This window comes from Dietzia kunjamensis (genome assembly GCF_045689975.1).
Taxonomy (GTDB): domain Bacteria; phylum Actinomycetota; class Actinomycetes; order Mycobacteriales; family Mycobacteriaceae; genus Dietzia; species Dietzia kunjamensis.
In genome coordinates, this window is the sequence record NZ_CP143297.1 from 587,585 (window position 1) to 606,714 (window position 19,130).

The window sequence follows — 19,130 nt, forward strand, 5'->3', positions numbered from 1 at the left end:
AGCAATTATGGCGATCAGCAATTTCGGGTATGTCCGGGTCTTCGCCACGGACATGGCCGCCTGGCACGAGTACGGCACGAAGGTGCTGGGTTTCGTGGTGGGATCGGGCGACGATCCCGAGTCGCTCTACTTCCGCATGGACGATCATCCGCACCGGTGGATCATCGTCCCCGGCGAGGAGGACACACTCTCCGCGGTGGGCTGGGAGTGTGCGAACGAGGGCGAGTTCGAGGACGTCAAGCGGCGCCTCGACGCGGCCGGTGTGCCCTGGGAGGACGCCCCGGCCGAGGTGGCGCGCGACCGCAAGGTGCGGGGGCTGATCACCTGTCAGGACCCGGCCGGGTTCACGCTGGAGATCTACCACACCATCGCGCTGCAGCACCGTCGCATCCCGACGCCGTACGGGCACGAGTTCGTCACCGGCGACCAGGGTGCGGGCCACATCGTCCTGTCCACCCCGGACGAGACCGCGGCGCTCGAGTTCTACCGTGACGTCCTGGGGTTCACGCTGCGTGACTCGATGAGCCTGCCGCCGGAGATCGTGGGCCGACCGGCCGACGGCGAGCCCGCGTGGCTGCGGTTCCTCGGCTGCAACCCGCGGCACCACTCGCTGGCGTTCACCCCGTTCCCCAACCCGACCGGGATCATCCACCTGATGGTCGAGGTCGGCACCGCGGACGACGTGGGGCTGGCGCTGGACCGGGCGACGCGTAAGAAGGTGAGGATGTCGGCCTCGCTCGGCCGGCACGTCAACGACAAGATGCTGAGCTTCTACATGAAGACGCCCGGAGGCTTCGACTGCGAGTACGGCTGTGAGGGCGTGCAGGTCGAGGACGACGAGAAATGGGTGGCGCGTGAGTCGACGGCCGTGAGCCTGTGGGGCCACGACTTCTCCGTCGGGTTCAAGTAGCCGCCTAGGCTGGGCCTTGCAGACAGTTCACGAGCCGAAAGTCCAGGGAGGACGACCCACATGAGCAGCACCGACGAGAGCCCGGAGGGCCAGTCCTTCAGCAGCCGTGAACTGCGTGACGCACTGGGACAGTTCTGTACGGGGATCACCGTCATCACCGCTGTCGAGGACGACAAGCCGGTGGGTTTCGCCTGCCAGTCGTTCTCGGCACTGTCGCTCGAGCCGCCGTTGGTGCTGTTCTGCCCGATGAAGACCTCGGGTTCGTGGAAGGGGATCGAGAAGGCGGGACGGTTCGTGGTGAACATCCTGTCCGAGGACCAGGAGGACGTCTCCTCGACGTTCGGCCGCCGCGGTGACGACAAGTTCGCGCAGATCGACTGGTCGCCCAGCCCGCTGGGCTCGCCGGTGATCGACGGCGTCATGGCGTGGTTGGACTGCGAGATCGACCAGGTCCTCGACGGCGGCGATCACTGGATCGTGCTGGGGCGGGTCGACAACCTCGGCCCGACCAAGCGCGACATCCGCCCGTTGCTGTTCTACCGCGGTGCCTACCTCAGCATCGAAGAGGACGTGGTCGACCCGACGCCCGAGCAGGAGGAGTTGGAGAACTTCATCACCTCCGCCGACTCCTACACGTGGCTGTGAGCGGCGTGACGGGACCGCTGGCGGGTGCGCTGGCGGAGGCGGAGGAGATCATCCGCTCGGCGCCGCACGTCCACACCGAGGAGGACGTCGCGGAGGGCCTGGACTACCTGATGGGGACCATCCGGGGGGCCATCGAGACCGGCCAGCACCGCGGGCGCAGTCACCCGCAGCTGTTCCAGGCCACGGGCCCGTACACCAAGATGGGCCTGGACAACCCGGACACGCTGTACTTCTACGCCAACCTCACCGACGGCGCCGAGTACGAGATCGAGGGTCGGCGCGGTACCACCGCGGACCTGTCGTTCCAGGTCATGGCCGGGACGTATTCGGCCGACGAGCGCGCCGCGTCGCACGCGGCGTTCGACGACCGTGCGTTGGAGATCGACGCCGACGGCCGGTATCGCTTCCGATTGGGACCGGCGAGGTACGACGACGACGAGGGCGACGCCGGCTACGTGGTGCTCCACCCGGGATCGTCCATGATCGCGGTCCGCGAGGTGTACTCCGACTGGAGCCGTGAGGAGGCCGGGTCGGCGATCATCCGCAGACTCGACACGGTCGGCACCGCACCGGAGCCGGTGACGCTCGCCGGGCAGGAGAAGTTCTACGCCAAGCTCGCCGAGGCGCTCGTCGGGCGGCTGCGGACGTGGCTGGCGTTCCCGGAGTGGTTCTTCGGCGACCAGGCCCGCAACACGCTGAACGAACCGCGGCAGACGCCGGGTGGGCTCACCACGCAGTTCTCGTCCGCGGGCGTCTTCGAGCTCGGTCCGGACGAGGCCATGGTGATCTCTGTGCCCGTCGCCGGGGTGCCCTACCAGGGCTTCCAGCTGGGCAGCATGTGGTACGCCTCGCTGGAGTACGTGCACCACCAGACCAGTCTCACCGCCGACCAGGCGCACGTCACCTCCGACGGACTGATCCATCTGGTGGTCTCCGAGCGCGACCCGGGGCTGGCCAACTGGGTCGAGACGCTGGGCCGCCGCGAGGGCATCATGCAGTTCCGTTGGCAGCGGGTGGGAGATCCCATCACACCGGAGCTGGGCCCCACCGTGAAGGTGGTGCCGTTCGATCGGCTCGCCGACGAGGTGCCCGGGTTCGAGGAGTTGCGGGTGACGCCGGAGCAGTGGCGCGAGCGGATCGCCGCCCGCCAGGACGCGTTCGCCCGGAGGGGGCTCTCATGACCGTCTCGGCCGGAGGCGACACCGACCGTGTGCATGTCGGCACCGTCGAGGACCTGCACGCCAGCGCCTCGCGCACGGTCGGACTCGAGGACTTCGGCGACGGCGAGGACGGGCACCGTGAGGCGCTGGGGATCCTGTTGGACTCCCTGCACTCCGACGCGGGCCTGACCCCGGCCGGCAGCAAGTACTGGCGGTCGGTCCTCAAGAGCGCGCTCACCGCCCGGTTGCTGGCGAACGCGGGATTCTCGGCGGACCCGGCCGGGGCGGAGGTGGCGATCGAGCGGCCCGTCGTCGTCACCGGGTTGCCCCGCACCGGCACCACGGCGCTGCACCGGCTCCTGGGCGCGGACCCCGCCAACCAGGGGCTCGAACTGTGGTTGACCGAGGTGCCGCAGCCGCGGCCGCCGCGCGAGAAGTGGGAGGACGACCCCGCCTACGTTGGCCTGCGGGACCTGTACTCCGGCTTCATGGCGGAGAACCCCGACTACGGCGGCGTGCACTACATCTCCGCGGACGACCTCGAGGAGTGCTGGCAGTTGCTGCGGCAGTCGCTCACGTCGGCGTCGTACGAGTGCCTGGCCCGGCTCGACGGCTACTCGCAGTGGCTGGCCGGTGCCGACTGGGTGCCCGCGTACCGGCGGCACAAGCGGAACCTCCAGCTCATCGGGGCGAATGATCCCGAGCGTCGCTGGGTGCTCAAGAACCCGAGTCACCTGTTCGCCCTCGACGCGTTGCTCGAGGTCTACCCCGACGCGGTCGTGGTGCAGACGCATCGCGATCCGCGCAAATCCATGGCGTCGATGTGCTCGCTCGCGCACAAGACCGCCGCGGAATGGTCCACGCGGTTCACCCCTCAGTACATAGGTGAGTCACAGCTGGACTTCTGGGCGCGGGGCGTCGAGACCTTCGACGCCGCCCGCGCCCGGCACGAGGCGGACCCGACGACACGGGCGACGTTCGTCGACGTCGATCACCATGAGCTGCTGGCAGATCCGGCCGGCGTGGTGGAGCGCGTCTACGGCGCCGTCGGCACGGAGCTGCCGGAGGACGTGCGCGCGGGCGTGGTGGCCGAGAACGACAAGAGCCTGTCCGGCGACCGCGCCCCCGCGCACCGCTACACGCTCGCCGACTACGGGCTCAGCGAGGAGCTGATCGCGGAGCGGTTCGCCGGCTACCGCGGCCTGGAGCGCTAGAGGTATCTGCGGACCGCGTCGATGATCGTCTCGGCCACGTCCTGCGTGCACACCAGCAGGTCCGGGAACTCGATCTGCTCGGTGTTGTAGACCAGCTCGGAGCCGTCCAGGGCGCTGGCGTGCAGGCCGCGTTGCTGCACCACGCCCACAGTGGCCGCGGAGTCCCACTGGTGGTGACCGCTGGTGTGGATGTACGCGTCGCACTCACCCTCGAGCACGGTGGCGGTCTTGCCGCCGCCGGATCCGAGGTGGACCAGGGAGGCGTCGAGCTCCTCGGCGAGTTCCTCGGCGAACGCGGGCGGCTCGGCCTCGGAGACGGCGATGCGCAGGCGGTCGTCCTCGCGGGGCGGCACCAGTGGTCCGGGCCGGGGGCCGCGGATGATCGACGTGGGTTGATAGGTGGTGGCGCCGCGCCCGGTGAGGACCCGGCCATAGGCGGGCATGGCGATCGCGCACGCGGTGATGCCGCCGACACCCTCGGGGTCCTTCTCCCACAGGGCCACGTGGACGGCCCAGTCGGGGCGGCCCTCGGTCACGTAGGAGCGCACTCCGTCGAGGGGATCGACGAACCACACGCGGTCGGCCTCCAGCCGGGCGCGGGAGTCGGGGTCCCACTCGCCGAACACGAGGTCGCCGGGCCTCGCCACGGCCAGTCGGTCGATGATGACGGACTGCGCCTCGGCCTCCGCGAACGCACCGAGATCCTCCGGCGCCACCCGTGAGACCCGCAGGTCGGTGAGCAGGCGACCGGCCTGGGCCGCGAGGTCCTCGGCCGACCGCTGGTCGTTGGTCCGTCCGTGCGCGGGGAAGGGGCTCATGCGGGTGATTCTAGTGGCCCCGGCTACAGCCCCGCCGCGACCTCCAGGGCGGCGAGGAGTTCGTGCGGTTGTCCGAGCAGTTGCGCTGTCCCGTGGGCCCGCTTGAAGTACAGGTGGGCGTCGTACTCCCAGGTGATGCCGACGCCCCCGTGGAGCTGGATCGACTCCCCGGCGATCCACTGCAGGGCCTCGGAACAGTAGACCTTGGCCGCGGCGGCCTCGATCTCCGCCGCGTAGGCCGCCTCGTCGGCGGCGGGCCCGTCGCCGAGCGCCTGCGCCTCGGCGACGGAGGCGGCGGCGGAGTAGGACAGCGACCGGGCGGTCTCGACCTTGACGTACATGTCGGCCATCCGGTGCTTGAGCGCCTGGAACGACCCGATGACCCGGCCGAACTGCTTGCGCTCCTGCGTGTACTGCACGGTGGCGTCCAGCACGGCGCGGGCGGCACCGACCTGCTCGGCCGACAGTGCGGCCCACCCGGCGGCGCGCAGGCGGGACAGGAAGCTCGAACGGGTGGGGATCGCGGTGGCCGCGGCGCCGTCGAACTCCACGCGCGCCAGGGTGCGGGTGGGGTCCATCACCGGCACGCGGGTCACGGTGACGCCGGCCGCGTCGGCGGGCAACTCGAACAGGCCGACCTCGTCTCCGGCGACCGCCACGACGAGCAGCGTGGCGGCGGTGTCGGCGCCGAGGACGTGATGGGCGGTGCCGGTGAGCGTGGCATTGCCCTGCGCCGTGCCGTCGGCGCGGACCCCCGGGGTGGCCCAGCCGTCGAGCCCCGCCCAGCACAGCGCGGACAGGTCGCCGGCGGCGATTCCGGGCAGGAGGCGGGCATACGCGTCGGCGTCGCCGGTGGCCAGCACGGCCTGGGCGGCGAGGACGGCCGACCCGAGCATGGGGGAGGGCGTGAGGCGTCGGCCCAGCTCCTCGCACACCAGGTGGGTCTCCAGCCAGGTGGCTCCGGCGCCATCGTGCTCCTCGGGGATCGACAGTGCGGCGGCCCCGATCTGGTCGACCAGCGTCGCCCACAGCGCGGGGTCGTACCCGTCGGGGGAGCTGAACGCGGCCCGCACGGCGGCGGAGTCCGACTTCTTCTCCAGCAGCGCGGCCACGGACTGCCGCAACGCGGCCTGCTCCTCGGTGTCGACGCCGGGGGTGGCGGTCGCCGGGGTGGCGGGCGCGGTCATCGGGCGGTCCCCGCGGCTCCGGCACCCTCGCCGCGCAGTGAGTCCAGCACCCGACCGCGGTGGTAGCTCTGCGTGCCCCACGCCGTCTGCAGGGCGCGGGTCTTGGTCAGCCACAGGCCCAGGTCGTGCTCCAGCGTGTAGCCGATCGCGCCGTGCACCTGCAGCGCCGTGCGGGCGGCCAGGTAGGCGGCGTCCGCCACGGCCACGCGGGCGGCGGAGACGTCGCGGACCGCGGCGTCGGGGTCGCCGGGGTTCTCGGCGATCGCCAGTGCGCCGGCCCAGAGCAGCGGACGGGCCATCTCGAGCGCGATCGCCACCTCGGCCAGCTGGTGCTTGAGCGCCTGGTACTCGCCGATGAGCTTTCCGTACTGCTTGCGCTGCGTGGCGTAGTCGACGCTCATCGTGAGCATGGCCTGCCCGAGGCCCTGGAGCTGGGCCGCGGTGCCGAGCGCGCCGTGGTTGATCAGGTCGGTGGTGCTCACCGCTGCCGTGCGGGCTCCGCGCGCGGGGGTGGCCACCGTGCGGGCCCGGTCGACCGACCGACGGGTCTCGCCGGCCTCGGCGGTGAACACCTCGTCGTCGGACACCACCCACAGGTACTGCGCGAGGTGGGGGTCCGGCGCGAACGGCGACACACCGGGCGCGGCGACGGACGCCAGCGCACCGCCGGCGATCTCCCCGGCCACGTCCCCGGCGTCGGAGTCCCCGCCGAGGGCGGCGGCGATACGGGGCGCCACCATGACGGTCTCCACGACGGGACCCGGCACCGCGTGGCGGCCCAGGACCTCGAGCGCGGCCACGGCCTCGACCGCGGTGGCGCCGGCGCCGCCGGCGGCCTCGTCGATGAGCAGGGCGGCGGCGCCCGTCTCGGCGACGCGGCCCCACACGGCGGTGCCGGGGGCCGTGTCACCGGCGGCCCACGAGCGGATCACCGTGGGCATGTCGGACTTGGCCAGCAGGGAGTCGATGCTGCCGGCGAAGTCGATGATCTCGGGATCGAGTGCGAACTGCATGTTCAGAAAACCGCCTTCTCAGCCGCGCGGGAGGCCGAGGAGTCGCTCGGCGATGATGTTCTTCTGGACCTCGTTGGTGCCCGCGTAGATGGGGCCGGCGAGGGCGAACAGGTAGCCGTCCATCCACTGCTCACCGGCGAGCTCGCCGGCGGTGCCGAGGACGTCGAGGGCGGTCTCGTGGGTCGCGATGTCCCAGTCCGACCAGAAGACCTTGTTGATGGAGGACTCGAAACCGAGGTTGGCGCCTCCGGTGAGTTTCGTGACCGTGTTCCAGGTGCTCAGCTCGTAGGCGCGCGACCCGATCCACGCGTCTACGACGCGGTCCGCCAGGGACCCACGGGTGCGGTCGTCGAGGTCGGCCTCGGCGGTGTCCCACAGGTCGAGCAGCCGGTCGGTCGTGGCGAGGAACCGTCCGGGGGAGCGCAGAGAGAGGCCGCGCTCGTTGTTGGCGGTGGACATGGCCACCTTCCAGCCCTGGTTGACCTCGCCGATCACGCCGGACTCGGCGGGGTTCGCCGGGTCGTCGGGCACGAAGACGTCCTCGAGGAACAGTTCGGCGAAGCCGGGCAGCCCGTCGAGCTGATCGATCGGGCGCACGGTGACGCCCTCGGCCCGCAGGTCGAACATGAAGTAGGTCAGGCCCTTGTGGCGGGGTTCGTCCGGGTCCGTGCGGAACAGGCCGAAGCCCTTGTCGGCGAACGACGCGCGGGTGGACCACACCTTCTGCCCGTTGAGGACCCAGCCGCCGTCGACGCGCTTGGCGGTCGAGCGCAGTGACGCCAGGTCGGAGCCGGCCTCGGGCTCGGACCAGGCCTGCGCCCAGATGTCGTCTGCCCGGGCCATGCGCGGCATGATGTGGGCCAGCTGCTCGGGGGAGGCGTGGTCGAACAGGGTCGGGGCCAGCAGGAAGATGCCGTTCTGGCTCACCCGCAGCGGGGCTCCGGCGCGGAAGTACTCCTCCTCGAAGACCACCCAGTTGACCAGCCCGCAGTCGCGGCCGCCGAACTCCTCGGGCCACGACACGACCGACATGCGGGCGTCTGCCATCGTCGCCTCCCACCGGCGGTGGGCCTCGAAGCCCTCGCGGGTGTCCATGTGGGGCAGCGGCTCGGTGGGCACGTTGGCCTCGAGCCACTGCCGCACCTCGAGCCGGAACTCGCGGGTCGATGCGTCCAGATCCAGATCCACGGCGTCAGTCCTTCTTCTCGCCGGTCGGGGCGGCGCCGCCCGTCGAGCCGGTGTTCGCGCTGTCGCGCATCGAGCGCGCGTCCATACCGCCCAGGGAGGCGGAGAACGAGTCGGTGTCGTCCGGCTCGGCGTTGGCGGAGTGCGCGAACATGTGCCAGCCGAACGCGGTGTCCAGGGAGGTCTGCAACCCCATCTGGTCCTCGTTCGAGTTGATGACCTTCTTGGCCAGCGTCAGACCGAACGCCGGCATGGCCTTGATCTCCTCGGCGATCGAGTCGACCTTGGCCTGCAGCTCCTCGCGGGGCACGACGTGGTTGAGCATTCCCCACTCCAGCGCCTCGGCGGCGCCGAACCTACGACCGGTGTAGAGGATCTCCTTGGCGCGGCGCGGGCCCAGCACGAAGGCGTGGGCGAAGTACTCGACGCCGGGGATGCCCATCTTCACCACGGGGTCGGAGAAGAACGCGTCGTCGGAGGCCACGATGAAGTCGCAGACCCACGCCAGCATGAGCCCGCCGGCGATGCACGCGCCGTGCACCTGGGCGATCATCGGCTTGGGGATCTCCCGCCACCGGCGGCACATCTGCACGTAGACCTCGCTCTCGCGGGCCAGGCGCCGGTCGCCGCCGCCGCGGGTGGTGTGGTCCCACCAGAGCGCCGCGCGGTTGGGGTACTGGACGTGGTGGTCGCGCTCGGGCGTGCCGATGTCGTGGCCCGCCGAGAAGTGCCTGCCGTTGGCCCGCAGGACGATCACCTTGACCGCATCGTCCTCGACGGCCTTGATGAACGCGTTGTCCAGCGAGTACGTCATAACCGAGTTCTGCGCGTTGCGGAAGTCCGGTCGGTTGAGGGTGACGTACGCGGTGCCGTCGGTGACCTCGTAGGCCACGGGCTGCGTGTCCGGCCCGAGGTCGTCGACCCCGAGGACCGGGGGGATGGGTGCATCGGTCATGACCTGGGACTCTCCTTACCTAGCAAGTGCTTGGTTGGGAGTCTACATCGAACCCTGTCGACCACCACTGCGGTCCGGCGGCATTCGCCAACTTTGCGGCCTTAGCATCAACCACAGGAGGCGACAAAAGTTTGACGCATGTTATGAGGAAAATCATAGATTCGTACGACAGACGACCCGGTGTGACGGGCCTAGCGTTCGAGGTGGACGACCCGTTCGGGCGACTTCGAGAAGACGTCCTAGGAAGGACAAAGCCCATGCGTACCACTCTCTTTCGGGTAGCAAGCGCTGCCGCACTCGCAACCCTCACCCTCACCAGCGTCACCGCCACCGCGGCGGCACAATCCGGCGCCCGCGATCTCATGTTCGCCATCGACACCACGGGGTCGATGGCCCCCTACATCGAGCAGACCAAGATCGCGGTCGACGATCTCGCGACCGATCTGGCGTCGGAGTCGGCCGGCACCCGGGTCGGGTTGGTCGAGTACCGCGACGCGGGCGATCCGTTCCAGGCTCGGACCGTCACCGATCTGACGACGAACCTGCCCACGTTCCGCGGGGGCCTCGACGGATTGGGTGTCGACGGCGGTGGGGACTGGCCGGAGTCGGTCTACTCCGGGATTGCCCTGTCGTTGTGCCAGGCCTGGAACTCGTCCTCGGTCAAGGCGATCATCGCGGTCGGGGACGCTCCCGCCAAGGACCCGGAGCCGGTCACCGACTTGACTGCGGATCGCATCATCGCACTGGCCAACGGGACCGCGACCGACAATCCGTACTGCGCCCCGGCCGCAGTCGCGGCCGCCGCGGTCAGTCCGATGGCCACCGGCAACAGGGTCCCGATCTTCGTCGTCTCGGCGGACGGGGAACTCACCGCGCAGTTCGCGAGAATCGCCGAGGAGACCGGCGGAGCGACGGTCCCGGTCGAGGACATCGAGGACATCGCGGAGGCGATCAAGGACACCGTCGATGTGATCGACGAGGGCGACGGTGGCCTGTTCGGTTCACTCGAGGGCTCGCTGGAGAATCTGTTAGGCAGCGCGGGCAACTGAGTAGTTGCCGGCCCGGGGCGGCGGCTGCGGGGATCAGACCCCGTAGCCGCCGTCCACGTCGAGCTTCTGGCCCGAGATGAACCCGGCGCGGTCCGACGCCAGGAACGCCACGGCCTCGGCGATGTCGGCGGCCGTGCCGAAGCGTCGCAGGGGGATGTTGCCGCGCGTGACCTCGAGCGCCCGCTCGTCGAGGTCGCCGGAGGCGATGAGCCGGAAGGCCATGCCGTCGGTGAGCATCCCCGGGCCCACGCAGTTCACCCGCACGCCGAAGCGCCCCTCCTCGGCCGCCAGGCCCCGGACGAGCTGCTCGACCGCGCCCTTGGGGGCGGCGGACAGTCCGTCGCGCACCGGATAGCGGGTGGTGGCCGCAGTGGTGACGACGACGACGTTGCCCGCCACCGCACGCAGGTGCTCCAGCGCGGGGCGCACGATCGCGAAGAACCCGACCGCGTCGTCCTCGAGCTGTCGACGGAACTCGGACGGTGCGATCCGGGACAGGTGCACCATGGGCACGTGCGGACCGGCGCAGTGGGCCAGCACGCGGATTCCGCCGTGTCGGGAGGCGATCCCGTCGATCACCCCGGCCACCTCGTCGTCGTTCCCGTCGGCGCCGTCCCGCCCCGGGGTGAGGCGGACGCACTCGACGGTCCGGGATCCCTCCGCGGTCAGGTCGTGCGCGAGGTCGACGGGCTCGGTCGACCGGTACCCCAGCGCCACCGGCGCATCGGGGAACTCGGCGGACAGGCGGCGTGCGACCGCCGCCCCGATCCCGCCGGACGCGCCCGTGACCACCACTGCGCCCGCTCCGCCGGGTCCGCCCGGCGCGGTCATCGGAGCTCGGTCTTGAGGATCTTGCCTGAGGCGTTGCGGGGGAAGGCCTCGACGAACTCGACCGTCCGCGGCCGCTTGAAGTTGGCCAGGTGCTCGGCGGCGAAGTCCTTCACGTCCTGCTCGGTGAGCCCCGACCCCTCGCGCCGGACGATGAAGGCCTTGCCGACCTCGCCCATCCGCTCGTCGGGAACGCCGATCACCGCGGACTCGACGACGCCGTCGATGCGGGCGAGGGCCTGCTCGATCTCGGCCGGGTACACGTTGAACCCGCCGGTGATGTACATGTCCTTGAGCCGGTCGGTGATGCGGAGATTGCCGCGGGAGTCGATCTCCCCGACGTCTCCGGTGTGCAGCCAGCCGTCCGGGTCGATGGTCTCGGCGGTGTTCTCCGGGTCGTCGAGGTAGCCATGCATGACCATCTCGCCACGGGTGAGGATCTCGCCGGACCCGCCGATCCGGATCTCCATGCCGGGGTAGGCGCGGCCGCAGGTCGTGGCCACGGTGACGTCGTCGTCGTCCGCGGTGGTGGTGGTGATGAACCCCATCGTCTCGGTCTGCCCGTACGCGGTGAGCACCGTCTCCAGCCCCAGGTCGGACTGCATGCGCTCGACCAGCACAACGGGGACGACCGAGGCGCCGGTGACGGCCAGGCGCAGGGAGGACAGGTCGTACGCGCTGCGGGACGGGTCGTCGAGCAGCGTCTGGAAGATGGTCGGCGCCCCCGGCAGTACGGTGGCACGCTCGGTCTGGACCAGGCGCATCGTCTCGGCGGTCGAGTACACGGCCAACGGGATGATGGTCGCGCCGAACAGGGTGCACACGAGGAAGCCGGCCTTGTAGCCGAAGCTGTGGAAGAACGGGTTGACGATGAGGTAGCGGTCGTTCTCGGTGAGCCCGCCGTTGGAACCCCATGCGCGCGCGCCGGCGACGGTCTGGCGGTGCAGGGCCACGACGCCCTTGCTCTTGCCGGTGGTGCCGGAGGTGAACAGGATGTCGGCGACGTCGTCGCCGGTCACCGCGTCCGCGCGGCCGTCGGCCTCGGCGAGCAGGTCCTCGGTGGCCAGCGCCCGGAGGTCGGCGAAGTCGAGGAGGCGCACGTCCGCGGCGTGGATGCTGTCGGCGTGGATGCTGTCGGCGGGGGCACTGTCGAGGGGGATGCGGACGAGGGTCCGCAGCTCGGTGACCCCGGCCAGGGTGTCGCCCGCCGTCCCGCGCGCGGCCGCGGCGAGGTCCGCGATCCGATCGGACCCGAGGAACGGTCCCGCGACCACGGCCGCGACCGCGTGCGTGCGCTGGATGATCTCGAGCGTCTCGCTCCCGGTGTAGCGGGTGTTCGCCGGGACCACGGTGCCTCCGACGTACTGCACGCCCAGAGCCGCGACCACCCAATGGCGGGTGTTGGGCGCCCAGATCACCACGCGGTCGCCGGTGGCGACCCCGCGGGCGACGAGGCCTGCGGCGAACCGGCGGACCTCGTCGAGCAGCTGCGCCCACGTCCAGCGGGTGTCCTGTCCCGGTTGGACATCGGCGATCGCCTCGCGGTCCGGCCAGGTCAGCGCCGCGCGGCGAAGGGCGGCGGGGGTGGTCTCCACGGTGGTGCTCATGGCCTGCACCCTACCAAGCAAGTGCTTGGTCTGGCGGCGTCAGTACTTGAGCGCCCCCCGGTCGACGGTGAGCTGGACCCCGGAGATCGACCGCGACCCGTCCCCGGCGAGGTAGGAGACCACCTCGGAGACCTCCTCGGGCGGCATGAAGTCGGCGAGCGTGCTCGCGCCGTCCACGCGGGCGTTCTTCAGGGGCATCGGCGAGAAGCTGTGGAGGAACGACGGGAAGCGGCCGAAGAGCTCGGCCATGCCCTCGGGGTCGATCATCGGCGTGTCCACCGAGTAGGGGTGGATCGAGTTGACGCGGATGCCGAACTCGCCCACCTCGAGTGCGAGGGCGTTGGTCAACGCCACCAGGCCGGCCTTCGAGGCCGAGTAGTGCCCGTTCCCGGGCGTCGCCTTGAGGCCCGCGGACGAGCTCACGATGATGATCGACCCGCCGTTTCCCGCCTCGATCATCGCCGGCACCGCGGCACGGATCGTCCGCCACGTGCCGCTGAGGTTGACGCCGATGACCGTGTCCCAGTCGTCCTCCGGCATCTCCCACAGTCGCCCCCAGCTGAGCACGGCGGCGTTGGCGACCAGGATGTCCAACCGTCCGAAGGTGGAGATAGTGCGGGCGACGAGATCCTGCAGCGCGCCCAGGTCGCGGATGTCGAGGACCGCCGAGATCGCGCGCCGGCCGGTCTTTTCCACGAGGCGGACGGTCTCGGCCAGGTCGTCCGGCGTGGGTGCGGGATAGGTGGCGGACCCGGACACGGGCGCGCAGACGTCGACGACGACGAGGTCGGCGCCCTCCGAGGCGAGGCGGACCGCATGGGCCCGGCCCTGGGCGCGCGCGGCGCCGGTGATGAAGGCGACCTTGCCGGACAGGGGCTGAGAGGGGGAGTTCATGGGCGTCATCCAAACCGATCCCGGCGCGGGCGGAGGGCGGTTCCGGCAAACCAAGCAAGTGCTTGGTAGTGTGGGCGTATGACCGAGAGTTCGGCACCCGAGAAGTGCACGCCCGCGTCGGAGATGACCGACGACGAGTTCGCGGCGGAGTTCCGCACCTGGTTGGATGCCAACCTCGTCGGCGAGTTCGCCGAGATCAAGGGCGTCGGCGGCCCCGGTAGCGAACACGAGTTCTTCCCGCAACGCCTCGCCTGGGAGCGGCACATGGCGGCGGCGGGGTGGACCTGCGTCGGCTGGCCGGTCGAGCACGGCGGGCGCGGCGCGTCGTTGAGCCAGCAGGTGCGGTTCCACGAGGAGTACGCCAAGGCGGACGCCCCGGCGCGGGTGTCCCACCTCGGTGAGACGCTCCTCGGCCCGACCCTGATCGCCCACGGGACCCGGGAGCAGAAGGACCGCTTCCTGCCGCGGATCATCGACGTCACCGAACTGTGGGCTCAGGGGTACTCCGAGCCCGGCGCCGGGTCCGACCTGGCCAACGTCTCGACGACCGCCGAACTCGGGGATGACGGCAGGTGGCACCTCAACGGGCAGAAGGTGTGGACCTCGCTCGCGCACCTCAGTCAGTGGGTGTTCGTGGTGGCCCGCACGGAAGCGGGTACGAGTCGGCACAAGGGACTGAGCTTCCTCCTGGTCCCGCTCGACCAGCCGGGCGTGGAGATCCGCCCGATCCAGCAACTGACAGGGACCTCCGAGTTCAACGAGGTCTTCTTCGACGACGCCGTCACCGACGCCGGGATGATCGTGGGGGAGCGGGGCGACGGGTGGAAGGTGGCCATGACCCTGCTCGAGTTCGAGCGCGGGGTCTCCACGCTGGGGCAGCAGGTCGGTTTCGCCCGCGAACTCGACGAGATCGTCGCGATGGCCCGCGCGAACGGCAGCGCCGAGGTGCCCGCCGTGCGCGAGCGCATTACCCGCGCGTGGATCGGGCTCAAGGTGATCCGTGCCCACGCGCTGCGGACCCTCGCCGAGCGCGACTCCTCCGGTGGCAACGCCTCCGCCGCGAAGCTGCTGTGGGCCAACTGGCACCGCGACCTCGGCGAGCTCGCGATGGAGGTGCAGGGGGCACGGTCCCTCACCGGGCCCACCCACACCTCCGAGGGAGCGCCCAACGACCTCCGCGACCCCGAGAACCTCGAGCTCGCGCAGTGGCAGCGGCTCTTCCTGTTCACCCGCTCCGACACCATCTACGGCGGATCGAACGAGATCCAGCGCAACATCATCTCCGAGCGCGTGCTCGGACTACCCCGAGAGGCAAGGCCGTCATGACCGAGCAGAAATCCCCCCTCGCCGTCGTCCCCGAGGAGACCCCCGGACACGGACTGCTCAAGGGCAAGAAGGTCGTGGTGACCGCGGCGGCCGGGACCGGGATCGGCTTCTCGGCGGCCCGACGCGCGGCGCTCGAGGGCGCCGACGTCCTGGTCTCCGACTTCCACGAACGCCGCATGAACGAGGCCCGCGACGCGCTCGCCGCCGAGTTCCCCGACCAGCAGTTCGAGGCGCTGGCCTGCAACGTGCAGTCGACCTCGGACGTCGACGCACTGATCGCGGGGGCCGCGGAGAAGCTGGGCCGGATCGACGTGCTCGTCAACAATGCCGGACTCGGCGGCGAGACCGAACTCGTCGACATGACCGACGAGGACTGGGACCGCGTCCTGGACATCACCCTGAACGGCACCTTCCGCGCGACGCGGGCGGCGTTGCGCTACTTCCGCGACGCGGAGCACGGCGGCGTGATCGTCAACAACGCCTCCGTGTTGGGCTGGCGGGCGCAGCGGGCGCAGGCCCACTACGCCGCGGCCAAGGCCGGCGTCATGGCGCTGACCCGCTGCTCCGCCATCGAGGGCGCCGACTACGGGGTGCGGATCAACGCCATCGCCCCGTCCATCGCGCGCCACAAGTTCCTCGAGAAGTCGGCCTCCACGGAGCTGCTCGACGAGCTCGCGGCCAAGGAGGCCTTCGGCCGCGCCGCCGACGTGTGGGAGGTCGCCGCGACCATCGCCATGCTCGCCAGCGACTACACGACCTACCTGACCGGCGAGGTCGTCTCCATCTCCTCGCAGCGGGCCTGACGGACGCCGCGGGTCAGGCGTTCCGGACCTTCTCGGCCTGCGCGGCGAAGAGTCCGAGGGCGGTGTCCCGGGCCTCGTCGGAGATCGGCCCGTCGGTGCCGGACGCGGTGACGGAGATGCCGAGCCCTCGGACGACTCCCGTGATCATCACGTTCGAGGTCCGGATCGTCTGCCCCATCATGTCCATCGAGTTGTCCTGGACCACGGCCGCGAAGTCCTCGACCCCCTCCGGCGCATCGACGTCGAGCAGCGAGTTCGTCGCCTCGGTGACCATCTCCTCGCCCTGCAACGGGAACGTCACCGTCATGACCGGGCAGTCAATGATCTGCTGGGCCCGCGCGGGCAGCCCCTCGGTCACCCGGGTCACGGCCACGGCGATCGAGGTGTCGCGGAGCTGGCCGGCCTGGATCGCCATCGCGCCCGGCTCCGACTGCGCGCCCAACCCGTCCTGGCTGAGGTCGGCGCACTGTTCCGGCTCGACCCGGACGTCGGAGGTGAACGCCCCGAGGGCATCCATCCCTCCGGCGATCTCATCGGCGGGGACGGGCTGCAGACCCACCTCCGGGGCGTCCTCCGCGGTGAGGACGAGCTGCTCGACCTCTGCCGCCGGCGGGGGCGATCCCGCGTCGCCGGGCTCCTCCGGTTCGGCGGACCCGGCCGCCGCGGTGGTGGGGGAGGCGCCGCCCTCGCCGTCGTCGCCCCCACCGATCGTGCAGGCGGAGAGGGCGAGGGCGAGGCCGAGTGACGCCGACGCCGCGAGGACCCTACGGCCGTGACGGCGGGACGGGGAGGTGATGGTGGAGCGCATGCCGGGCAGTCTAGGCGCGCCCATCCACGTCCCGGCAGATCATCATTCGAACACGGTCTCGGTACCTAGCAAGTGCTTGGTTGGTAGGGTGGGTGCATGACGAGTACGACCAGACGTGAGGAGCTCCTGTCGATCGCGGCAGCGCTCTTCGCCGAACGCGGCCTGCGTGCGACCACCGTCCGCGACATCGCGGACGCCGCGGGCATCCTCTCGGGGAGCCTCTACCACCACTTCTCGTCCAAAGAGGCGATCGTCGACGAGATCCTCCGCGGGTTCCTCGACGCACTCTTCGGCGAATACCGTCGGATCGTGGAGGCCGGCCTCGGCCCGCGGGAGACCCTGGAACAGCTGGTCCGCGCCTCGTTCGAGGCCATCCACCGCGACCGCGACGAGGTCGCCATCTACCAGGACGAGCTCAAGCACCTGCGCGGCAACCCGCGATTCGACTACCTCCGTGAGCGCAACACCGAGTTCCGCGAGATGTGGACCGACGTGCTCACCCGGGGGATGGAGTCCGGCGACTTCCGCGGTGACCTCGACGTGCGGCTCACCTACCGCTTCCTGCGCGACACGGTGTGGGTCGCCGTGCGGTGGTACCGGCCCGACGACGAGAACGATCACGCGGCCATCGCGGACCAATACCTCAACATCGTGCTCGACGGCCTGGCCGTCGGCTGACCTTCCCACCCCTTCCCGAGGAGACACATGACCAGCGTGACCGGCCGCGAGGCCTACGTTATCGACGCCGTCCGCACGCCCGTCGGCAAGCGCGGCGGCAGCCTGTCCGGACAGCATCCGGCCGACCTGGGCGCGCACGTCATCAAGGCGGTCGTCGAACGCACCGGTATCGACCCGGAGGTCGTCGACGACGTCATCTTCGGCTGCGTCGACACCATCGGCCCCCAGGCCGGAAACATCGCCCGTTCCGCCTGGCTCGCCGCCGGGATGCCCTTGGGTGTCCCGGGCACGACCGTCGACCGCCAGTGCGGCTCCAGCCAGCAGGCCATCCACTTCGGCGCACAGGCCATCTGGTCCGGCACCCAGGACGTGATCCTGTTCGGCGGGGTGCAGAACATGAGCGCACTGCCCATCTCGTCGGCCATGCTCGCCGGGCGCGAGTACGGATTCGATGACCCGTTCACCGGTTCCACCGGCTGGGTCGAGCGCTTCGGCTCCCAGGAGATCTCCCAGTTCAACGGCGCCCAGATGATGGCCGACAAGTGGGACATCTCCCGCCGGGAGATGGAGGAGTGGGCACTGCAGTCCCACGCCCGCGCCCGCGCCGCGATCGCCGAGGGGCGGTTCGCCAGCGAGTACGTCCCGATGGCCGGCCTCGAGGCCGATGAGACCACGCGCGAGACCACCCTCGAGAAGATGGCTTCGCTGCCCGTGCTGGCCGAGGGCGGCTCACTCACCGCCGCCGTCGCCTCGCAGATCTGTGACGGCGCCTCCGCCGGGCTGCTCGCCTCCGCCGAGGCGGTCGAGAAGTACGGACTGACGCCGCGCGCCCGCATCCACCACCTCACCGTCCGCGGTGACGACCCGGTGATGATGCTCTCCGCGCCCATCCCGGCGACCAAGCACGCGCTGGCCAAGACCGGCCTGACGATCAACGACATCGACGTGGTGGAGATCAACGAGGCCTTCGCCCCCGTCGTCCTGGCGTGGATCAAGGAGACCGGCGCGGACCCGGCGCGCGTCAACCCCAACGGCGGCGGCATCGCGCTGGGCCACCCGCTCGGCGCCACCGGCGCCAAGCTGTTCGCGACCCTGCTGAACGAGCTCGAGCGCACCGGTGGTCGCTACGGCCTGCAGACCATGTGTGAGGGCGGCGGCACCGCCAACGTGACGATCATCGAGCGTCTGGACGCCTGACGGCGACGACCCCCGATGACGAGACGGGCCCCGCACCAGCCGGTGCGGGGCCCGTCTCGTGGCGCCGGTAGGCCCGGGCGCGGTGAGGGGTCAGTTCTCGGTATTGGTCTCGCCGAGCGCGGAGGACAGGACGGCCAGGTCGAGCTCGCCCTCGGCCTCGCCGCCGAGCGCGGACGAGAGGGTGTCGAGGCCGAGGCCGCCGCCGGCCTCGCCGCCCTGGAGCATGGCGGAACCGGTCTCGAGGAGGCCGCCCTCGCTGCCGGAGGCAATGCTGCCCATCACTGCCTCGAGCGGGTCGCCGACGATGAGGAACGGGTTGATCCCCGGCGCGTCGTCGGAGGCGCAGTAGGTGACCAGCGCGTAGACGTTGGAGTCGACGGTGGCGGAGGCGGTGGCCGAGTCCACGCCGACGCCGCCGGCGGCTACCAGCGCGACGACCGGGGAGCCGTTGGTCTTGAGAAGTTCAACCCCGGGGGCCTCGCTGATGGCCTGCAGGGTGGCCAGGAGGTTCGTGTCGGTGGCGGTCGCGAGCTGACCCGCGAGGGTGGCGGCCGTCGAGGTCGGCGCGAGAAGCGCACCGCAGGCGTCTCCGTCGATGAAGCCCCCGTCCAGCGTAAAGGTCACCGAGACCGTGTTGCCGTCGACAGACGAGTCGGCGGTGGTCGCGGCCGCGACGCCTGCGCCGGCGATGGTCAGTGCGGTGGCTGCGCCGAGGGCGGCGGCGGTACGGAGAGCAGTACGGGACATGAGGGGTTCCTCCGGAGGGGATGGGACGGGCCGAGCCCGCCTGATATGTGAACTGTCTAAGGATAAGTCAAGAGTTCACCACACGTGGGGATTATCGAAGACGAAC

19 protein-coding genes are annotated in these 19,130 nt (G+C 70.6%); 9 read left to right on the forward strand and 10 right to left on the reverse strand.

What is annotated here, in order from left to right; translation table 11 throughout:
* Positions 1–7 precede the first annotated feature (7 nt).
* From hsaC to VZF99_RS02785, 4 genes are read left to right on the forward strand one after another with little or no spacing between them, the layout of a single operon-like run.
* The gene (gene hsaC, locus VZF99_RS02770) at positions 8–910 is read left to right on the forward strand and encodes an iron-dependent extradiol dioxygenase HsaC (protein WP_154828961.1); all 903 of its coding nucleotides are present in this window, start codon (positions 8–10) and stop codon (positions 908–910) included.
* A gap of 60 nt (positions 911–970) precedes the next feature.
* Entirely contained in the window at positions 971–1,555 is a 585-nt protein-coding gene (hsaB, locus tag VZF99_RS02775) for a 3-hydroxy-9,10-secoandrosta-1,3,5(10)-triene-9,17-dione monooxygenase reductase subunit (protein ID WP_159147715.1), read from the forward strand.
* Entirely contained in the window at positions 1,552–2,736 is a 1,185-nt protein-coding gene (locus VZF99_RS02780) for a hypothetical protein (protein ID WP_407336069.1), read from the forward strand. The genes hsaB and VZF99_RS02780 overlap by 4 nt, the downstream gene beginning before the upstream one ends.
* Positions 2,733–3,929, forward strand: coding sequence for a sulfotransferase family protein (locus tag VZF99_RS02785; protein WP_407335651.1), 1,197 nt, complete (start codon positions 2,733–2,735; stop codon positions 3,927–3,929). Before VZF99_RS02780 ends, VZF99_RS02785 begins: the two co-directional genes overlap by 4 nt.
* Here the strand turns inward: VZF99_RS02785 and VZF99_RS02790 are convergent.
* The 5 genes from VZF99_RS02790 to VZF99_RS02810 are packed head-to-tail and all read right to left on the reverse strand — an operon-like array spanning position 3,926 to position 9,087.
* Positions 3,926–4,747 carry an inositol monophosphatase family protein gene (locus VZF99_RS02790; protein WP_067711783.1) on the reverse strand — a complete coding sequence of 274 codons (822 nt, stop codon included), beginning with the start codon at positions 4,745–4,747 and terminating at the stop codon, positions 3,926–3,928. The genes VZF99_RS02785 and VZF99_RS02790 overlap by 4 nt on opposite strands.
* A 23-nt stretch (positions 4,748–4,770) precedes the next feature.
* The gene (locus VZF99_RS02795) at positions 4,771–5,934 is read right to left on the reverse strand and encodes an acyl-CoA dehydrogenase family protein (RefSeq protein WP_407335652.1); all 1,164 of its coding nucleotides are present in this window, start codon (positions 5,932–5,934) and stop codon (positions 4,771–4,773) included.
* Positions 5,931–6,947: an acyl-CoA dehydrogenase family protein gene (locus VZF99_RS02800; protein ID WP_407335653.1), complete on the reverse strand. Its 1,017-nt coding sequence runs from the start codon at positions 6,945–6,947 to the stop codon at positions 5,931–5,933. Before VZF99_RS02800 ends, VZF99_RS02795 begins: the two co-directional genes overlap by 4 nt.
* 18 nt (positions 6,948–6,965) lie before the next feature.
* Complete coding sequence (locus tag VZF99_RS02805) at positions 6,966–8,135, reverse strand: acyl-CoA dehydrogenase family protein (protein ID WP_407335654.1); 1,170 nt, start codon at positions 8,133–8,135, stop codon at positions 6,966–6,968.
* Between the two features lie 4 nt (positions 8,136–8,139).
* Positions 8,140–9,087: an enoyl-CoA hydratase gene (locus tag VZF99_RS02810; RefSeq protein ID WP_067711795.1), complete on the reverse strand. Its 948-nt coding sequence runs from the start codon at positions 9,085–9,087 to the stop codon at positions 8,140–8,142.
* A gap of 257 nt (positions 9,088–9,344) precedes the next feature.
* Here VZF99_RS02810 and VZF99_RS02815 point away from each other — a divergent pair, with 257 nt between their 5' ends.
* Complete coding sequence (locus VZF99_RS02815; protein WP_407335655.1) at positions 9,345–10,136, forward strand: VWA domain-containing protein; 792 nt, start codon at positions 9,345–9,347, stop codon at positions 10,134–10,136.
* Between the two features lie 33 nt (positions 10,137–10,169).
* Here the strand turns inward: VZF99_RS02815 and VZF99_RS02820 are convergent, their stop codons facing one another.
* Genes VZF99_RS02820 through VZF99_RS02830 form a run of 3 tightly spaced genes read right to left on the reverse strand, consistent with a single transcriptional unit; the run spans position 10,170 to position 13,465 of the window.
* Positions 10,170–10,967, reverse strand: a complete 798-nt coding sequence (locus VZF99_RS02820) for an SDR family oxidoreductase (protein ID WP_317470286.1) — start codon at positions 10,965–10,967, stop codon at positions 10,170–10,172.
* Positions 10,964–12,571, reverse strand: coding sequence for a FadD3 family acyl-CoA ligase (locus VZF99_RS02825; protein WP_407335656.1), 1,608 nt, complete (start codon positions 12,569–12,571; stop codon positions 10,964–10,966). The genes VZF99_RS02820 and VZF99_RS02825 overlap by 4 nt, the downstream gene beginning before the upstream one ends.
* A gap of 39 nt (positions 12,572–12,610) precedes the next feature.
* Positions 12,611–13,465: a mycofactocin-coupled SDR family oxidoreductase gene (locus VZF99_RS02830; protein ID WP_407335657.1), complete on the reverse strand. Its 855-nt coding sequence runs from the start codon at positions 13,463–13,465 to the stop codon at positions 12,611–12,613.
* Positions 13,466–13,543: 78 nt separating this feature from the next.
* On the opposite strand from VZF99_RS02830, the gene VZF99_RS02835 reads away from it, so the two are divergent.
* Positions 13,544–14,791 carry an acyl-CoA dehydrogenase family protein gene (locus VZF99_RS02835; RefSeq protein WP_407335658.1) on the forward strand — a complete coding sequence of 416 codons (1,248 nt, stop codon included), beginning with the start codon at positions 13,544–13,546 and terminating at the stop codon, positions 14,789–14,791.
* Positions 14,788–15,594, forward strand: a complete 807-nt coding sequence (locus tag VZF99_RS02840; protein WP_407335659.1) for an SDR family oxidoreductase — start codon at positions 14,788–14,790, stop codon at positions 15,592–15,594. The genes VZF99_RS02835 and VZF99_RS02840 overlap by 4 nt, the downstream gene beginning before the upstream one ends.
* A gap of 13 nt (positions 15,595–15,607) precedes the next feature.
* Here VZF99_RS02840 and VZF99_RS02845 read toward each other — a convergent pair whose 3' ends face one another.
* Positions 15,608–16,402 carry a hypothetical protein gene (locus tag VZF99_RS02845; protein WP_396468026.1) on the reverse strand — a complete coding sequence of 265 codons (795 nt, stop codon included), beginning with the start codon at positions 16,400–16,402 and terminating at the stop codon, positions 15,608–15,610.
* Between the two features lie 96 nt (positions 16,403–16,498).
* Here VZF99_RS02845 and VZF99_RS02850 point away from each other — a divergent pair, with 96 nt between their 5' ends.
* Both VZF99_RS02850 and VZF99_RS02855 read left to right on the forward strand, forming a co-directional pair.
* Positions 16,499–17,080 (forward strand): TetR/AcrR family transcriptional regulator, encoded by a 582-nt coding sequence (locus tag VZF99_RS02850; RefSeq protein WP_407335660.1) that lies wholly within the window; start codon positions 16,499–16,501, stop codon positions 17,078–17,080.
* Between the two features lie 27 nt (positions 17,081–17,107).
* Positions 17,108–18,277 (forward strand): acetyl-CoA C-acetyltransferase, encoded by a 1,170-nt coding sequence (locus VZF99_RS02855; protein ID WP_407335661.1) that lies wholly within the window; start codon positions 17,108–17,110, stop codon positions 18,275–18,277.
* 90 nt (positions 18,278–18,367) lie between these two features.
* Here the strand turns inward: VZF99_RS02855 and VZF99_RS02860 are convergent, their stop codons facing one another.
* Complete coding sequence (locus VZF99_RS02860) at positions 18,368–19,024, reverse strand: hypothetical protein (protein ID WP_407335662.1); 657 nt, start codon at positions 19,022–19,024, stop codon at positions 18,368–18,370.
* Positions 19,025–19,130 lie beyond the last annotated feature (106 nt).